Here is a 5,499-nt window from a genome sequence, read left to right as displayed (position 1 = left end):
TGCTCTGGCGGTTCGCGACTGGATTGCAGCTGTCGGAGCCAAAACGGCATACATCGAACCAGGCTCGCCTTGGGAGAACGGATTTTGTGAAAGCTTCAACGGTCGCATGAGGGACGAGCTGTTGAACGGGGAAATCTTCTACTCGCTCAGAGAAGCGCAGATCATCATCGAAGAATGGAGGAAGCACTACAACACCAAACGACCACACAGTGCACTGGGCTATCGCCCTCCGGCACCAGAAACCATCATCCCGATGGAACACAGGCCGATCATGCACTAACAATCACGTTGGACCCGTCAGATAGGGCTGCTCAGCGCCACAGCCTAAAAGCGTCAGTAATGATTATGTCCGAGAACCGGTGACGTTTGTAACTGATCGAAGGGCTTTGCATCTGCAATTTCCACTCGCCTTACTCCCGCAGTACTCAGGTCAATCTCAATCTCAGAACCGAACCAAGCCTGCGCCTCGTCTGTAGGCACCATCCAGAGCTACAGTTTTCGAAGAGGGCGAGATTTCTTGCGAATGATACCGTCATTGAAATCATACCCGAAGTTTTCAACGTCACGGAAGTATACATCGCCAACAGCTTTGTTACTCTCAGCGGAGTAATACTCTCGGTAGTCCCGTCTCTTCGACTTTTTTCGATGCTTAAGGAACATACGCCTGCAGTCGATCGCTCGAAGCACGACCCTGAGGTCTTTCTCGTAGGTTTCGAAGCGACCCAGGAAATCCAATGGCATTTCTCCATTGTCATCTATGAGAAAACTAGATTGGGGTCGGAAATACGGAATATCGAGGTACTGTGAGGGCGTTTCAATGAATGAAGCCAAGAAGCTTTCAAAGTTTTCGTGATTTGCCACCAGTTCAAATTCTTGGCGCCGCGCGATGATATAGTGATAAGCGGATACCAATCGGTCCCAAGGATTCCGAACAAAACTAAACTTGAAGTACTCGCCCGCCTCCGGCCCCAAATGCTCTAGGTGCTCAAATAGTGACGAGTGTTTGTCAAACGCGGGCGAAGGATCATGTTTGCTTAGACGTAAGGGATTCGGACGACGTAGAATAGTCGATATGGTTGACCCCCCGGTTTTGGGAATATGAACAAAAACGGTCTTTAATGTGGGATAAACTGGCACCGATTTGCTAAGCCTTCTTACTAATAAAACTTGCAGCGCACGTGCGCCGAAGTTGTCGCGCAAAGTTCACGTACGAGGGAACACTCCGACGGATCGTAAGAAAGTGGTAGCGGCGTGTGTTAGGTAACATTGGGCTCACCCATTTCAACGGATTAAACTGCGGTGCTTATCGAAAAATCATCGAACAGAAGCTTAGAATGCGAACAAGTTTCCCGCCCGGAATCAGAATCTGTAGTTCAATGAAAAAGCAAGCGTGGTTACAGCCAAATCTTCAAACTCACGTTCAAAATCTGAGAATACAGAATAGACCACCTCCGCCCCAAGCGTAACCTCCTCTCGAATGAAGCGTTCATAACCAAGGCCTACGAAATAGCCACTGCCTTCGCCCGGGTTTATGTCGCCGCTAGCGTGAGTGTCGAGTACAGAATAGCCAGCGCTGGCGTAGAACATGTTCAACCCACTGTCGAAGCCGCCTCGCGCACCGAAACGAGTGTATGAACCAAGTTCGAAACCGGGGTCAATATCCAAAACCGTCCGGGTGTATTGCAAGAAATACCCAACAATGACCTTGCCAAAATCGTAGTCCCAACCAAATTTCGCGCCGTAAATCGGGCCGCTGGAGCCTTCCACGTCGGGAGCATAGCCAAGCTCTAATCCGATGGAAAAACCTGTCCAATCGACGCCTGTCTCAAATAGCACGGCCGGCTGTTCGAACGGCTTTAAGGCACTGGAAACCTCAGTGTCCCCCGCCATCGAGACTGCCGGATAAATTGAAGCAACGATTAGAGCGACGGTGTTGATGCGTATAGGCAACTTGATCAGATCCAAAGTAAATTTTGATAGAATTTCACGATAGCGCAGTTACTCCGAATATTTCTATGTACGAACTCTTAAGACACACAAATTAAGAGGCGATTGTGTCAATGTGGCAATGGTTTTGAAGAAGGCTTCCGCAACCGAATATCGTAGCAAATTCCCTTATCTCTCGTTGAGGAACGGGTGCATTAACTGACGCTGACAGCGATAGTCCCACGGTTTTACAATGAGGTCCAGATTTCGCGCCGTTATCTACTAAGGTGTCACCGATTTGCCAAGGAAGTCATCCTGTTGGCGGTACGATGGGAATGCCGATATACGCTGTCCTATCGCGACGCGCGCGACCTTTGGGCGAAACGAGGTGTCGATGTGGATCCGTCGACGGTTTTTCGATGGGCTCAAACGTTCGGCCTAAAAATCTGAAAGCGCGCCTATTGCAACCACCGGCCCTGATACGAGTTACAGTAGCACGTGGATGAAACTTTTGTTCGCGTCGGCGGGAAATGGCGTTATCTTTGGTGTGCAGTTGACCAAAACTGCCAGCTGATCGATTTCCGAATAACCGCCCCGCGCAATGCCGAGGCCGCAATGGTTTTCATCCGCTAGGCCACCAACACATTCTGCCAATAATGCCAATGATTACCATCACGGACAAGGCTCACAGCTTTGGCAAGGTGATCAAAGAAATGAACAGCACGTGCAGCCCACAAACCGGCCGTTCGCTGCGGGCACAAGACCAGAGGCTGACCAAACTCACGCAACACGCAACAATGTACACGTGGGCCGCCAAAATCCCAATGACAGACTACTGAAGGGAGCGAGATTGAAATGAACGTCAGATGGCGTTGAAAATAAAACCTATTTTAAAGCGTTGTAACTTTATCTTTCCGTTGAGCGAAAGTCCGTGGCATTCGCCAATAGCATCCAAAAAAAAACTCACTCCAGCCTAGAGAAACTGTGAAGAAGCACTTACTCCATTTCACATTTTCGATGTGTCGAGGCGCCGCATAACGACGCCCCGGCCATTTGCGTCAGTTGCCGGTTGGCAGGCTCAAATTGAAGCCGTCCTTTTTCAACTGGTCACGCACCGTCGTGAAGCGGTGGTACTCGCTGAGCGTAATTGGGCCGGAGTAGGATTCGCTCTGCACCGGACGTGGGGGATAGTCGATGTAGGTTCTCACAACCCGCTCAACCTCGCCCATCAGTGTCGGCATCGTCCAAGTGTTCTCACGCCCGGTGGTCATGAAGATGTCGTAGCGCTCCATAGGGTCTTCCCAAAGGTTGAACACCTGCGGAACGGTAGCAACGTACATTTCGGCCCCACGCCATCCCAATTCAGCAGCAGGAGCTTCGGATCCGGCACGCGCACCGTTGTCGCCGCGCATGTTGAAGACGGCCTTCCATTCATTGACGCGCACCGCGCCTGGAGTGAGTTCATTCTCGGTAAAATACGCCCAGGTGTTGCGCTGTGGGTCGGCCTCTCCAAACAGGACCGGAGCCATATCAATGCTGTCAAAAATCGTCGGCTGCCCTTCCCGGTCTTCGGTCGGCAACGGAACGCCGGCGAGGTTGGCAAAGGTGGCCATCAGATCGGTGCCGCCGGTGATGTCGCTCGACTTCGTGTTCGGCTCGATCTTACCGGTCCACTTTGCGAAGAAAGGTACGCGGTATGCCCCTTCACGGTCAGTCCCTTTGGTGCCACGAAACGGTGTCATGCCGGCATCAGGATGCACATCCTGCCATGCGCCATTATCAACAGTGTAAATGATCAGGGTATTTTCCCCAATTCCGAGATCTTCCACCTTGTCGAGGATCTGACCAGTGTGGAAATCAAGCTCTACCACCTTGTCGCCATACTTGTTCTTTACGGCCGACTTGCCCACAAAATCAGGCGACGGCAGGTTTGGCTGGTGGTTCGCAGCCCAGTTGATAGACATGAAGAATGGCTGGTCCAGGCTAGCAAGACGCTCCAGTTCTGCCACCGCCTTTTCCGCACCAACCTTGTCCAGCGCGGCCAAATCAGCAGTCGTCATGTCTTCGATAGTCAGCACTTCCTTGGCAGGATCTCCGGCCACGCCTTCAAAAACGCCGGTGGTGTTCTCTTTGTAAAATGCTCTCTGATCATCGGACATCTGCACATTCCAGTCGTCCAGCGCATAGGTGTACGCATTCAGGTGATAGAGAAATGTGTTTTCCATCTTGTCGTAGCCATGGGCTGTCGGCATGGCATAATCTGCTTCCCCGAGGTGCCATTTTCCCATGAAGTAAGTGTTGTAATCAGCCTGCTTCAAAACAGACGCAATCGTCCATTCTGCCGCCGGTAGTCCACCACCCTGACCCTGAAAAGCAACCGTCGTCATGCCCGAGCGGTTCGGGAAACGCCCGGTCTGCATCGCGGCACGCCCCGGCGTGCAAGAGGATTGAGCGTAGAAATCTGTGAACATCATCCCTTGCTTGGCCATTTGATCAAGATTGGGCGTGTCCATGCCGCGCGCGGCGCCCCCATGATAGGCACCAAGGTCCCAATACCCAGTATCGTCAGAAACGATCATAATGATGTTGGGCTTGCTGCCATAGGTCGACAAAGACGTCGGATCGAAATCCTGAGCCGTCGCGGAGATCGCGAAAGTACAAAAGAAAGCAGCCAATGGCGTGACAACTTGGTGAGGTTTAATCATGTTTATCTCCTACTCCGGGTGAAAAGTATTAAAGTTTTGAAACTGCGCGTTTCTAAAGGTTTTGATACAGTGCAGAACTGAACACACTACGCCTATTCCGAATGGCCTCTTATACTTTTGGATACATCGGCCTCTCGGGGCGCCGTTTAATCACACCGAACAACTAGTCGATAGGACACTAAACTTTGGATGATCCTTGCGATCATCCTCGGTAATCTCTGTCGTCGTTTTTAAGTCTAAATCAACGTTTCACTTTTTTGAGTGATTTAACCCACGAATAGCGCTTGCTTTACCCGCATAAAAGTTTAACCGCCTCATGTTCAACGAAGGTTGTCAGTGGAAAACGGCAGAGAACCAACAACTCACATTACGTTATTGCGATTCATCTATTTGTCAAAGCTTCGTCGTGTGCAAATCCGCCCCGGAAGTCTTCGTCCTGATAGATCAAAGGCCAACCATGCACTAACTTTCAATTTGGACCACTAAAATTGGGCGGCTCAGTTCGACCAACGCGCTAGAAGCGGCCGTAATCGCGAATTGGGTTGGGCGCACCCAGAGCAGGCCATCGCTTTAGACCGTGGGCAACTTTTCACAGCAAAGATTTTGAGACCTTCGTATTGAATGTCCGGTTTGGGCGGCGGACTCAACGGATCGCCGCAACACTTCACTTTGGAAGCAAGGATGGAGTGTTGGTATGGCTTATCGTCGTCGGATTTATTTTACGGAGAAACAGAAGGCAGAGATTTGGGATCGCTGGCAGCGCGGAGAGTCGATGAGCTCGATCGGTCGGTTGTTTGATCGAGGCTCGTCGTCGATCTATCCCCTGCTTGCGAGAACGGGTGGTATACGGCCACCAGAGCGGCGGCGA

The 5,499-nt window shown here is 51.2% G+C and carries 5 protein-coding genes and 1 pseudogene; 3 read left to right on the top strand and 3 right to left on the bottom strand.

Annotated features, from left to right (window positions below; all coding sequences use genetic code 11):
- Nucleotides 1-280 (top strand): integrase core domain-containing protein (locus RUA4292_RS00085; RefSeq protein ID WP_145974786.1); only part of this gene is annotated, 280 nt, incomplete at its 5' end.
- 209 nt (nucleotides 281-489) lie between these two features.
- On the opposite strand, the gene RUA4292_RS00080 is transcribed toward RUA4292_RS00085, so the two are convergent.
- Both RUA4292_RS00080 and RUA4292_RS00075 read right to left on the bottom strand, forming a co-directional pair.
- The gene (locus RUA4292_RS00080; protein ID WP_082636940.1) at nucleotides 490-1,200 is read right to left on the bottom strand and encodes a sulfotransferase family 2 domain-containing protein; all 711 of its coding nucleotides are present in this window, start codon (nucleotides 1,198-1,200) and stop codon (nucleotides 490-492) included.
- A gap of 159 nt (nucleotides 1,201-1,359) precedes the next feature.
- Entirely contained in the window at nucleotides 1,360-1,965 is a 606-nt protein-coding gene (locus tag RUA4292_RS00075) for an outer membrane protein (protein WP_058275762.1), read from the bottom strand.
- 459 nt (nucleotides 1,966-2,424) lie between these two features.
- On the opposite strand from RUA4292_RS00075, the gene RUA4292_RS25560 reads away from it, so the two are divergent.
- A complete protein-coding gene (locus tag RUA4292_RS25560; RefSeq protein WP_082636939.1) occupies nucleotides 2,425-2,559 on the top strand; it encodes a DDE-type integrase/transposase/recombinase in 135 nt (44 codons plus the stop codon).
- A gap of 425 nt (nucleotides 2,560-2,984) precedes the next feature.
- Here RUA4292_RS25560 and RUA4292_RS00065 read toward each other — a convergent pair whose 3' ends face one another.
- Nucleotides 2,985-4,631 carry an arylsulfatase gene (locus RUA4292_RS00065; protein ID WP_058275760.1) on the bottom strand — a complete coding sequence of 549 codons (1,647 nt, stop codon included), beginning with the start codon at nucleotides 4,629-4,631 and terminating at the stop codon, nucleotides 2,985-2,987.
- Nucleotides 4,632-5,325: 694 nt separating this feature from the next.
- Between RUA4292_RS00065 and RUA4292_RS25675 the strand changes: the two are divergent.
- Nucleotides 5,326-5,499, top strand: a pseudogene (locus tag RUA4292_RS25675) (IS30 family transposase); the annotation flags it as partial.

Origin of the sequence: Ruegeria atlantica (assembly GCF_001458195.1) — a bacterium.
In the GTDB taxonomy this organism is placed as follows: Bacteria; Pseudomonadota; Alphaproteobacteria; order Rhodobacterales; family Rhodobacteraceae; genus Ruegeria; species Ruegeria atlantica.
The sequence above is the reverse complement of the archived record's forward strand: the minus strand, read 5'-3'. Positions and strand labels throughout refer to the sequence as shown.

What these genes read in the sequence shown, in the direction of transcription:
- RUA4292_RS00065 (WP_058275760.1), bottom strand. Translation starts at nt 4,631, where the DNA reads ATGATTAAACCTCACCAAGTTGTCACGCCATTGGCTGCTTTCTTTTGT.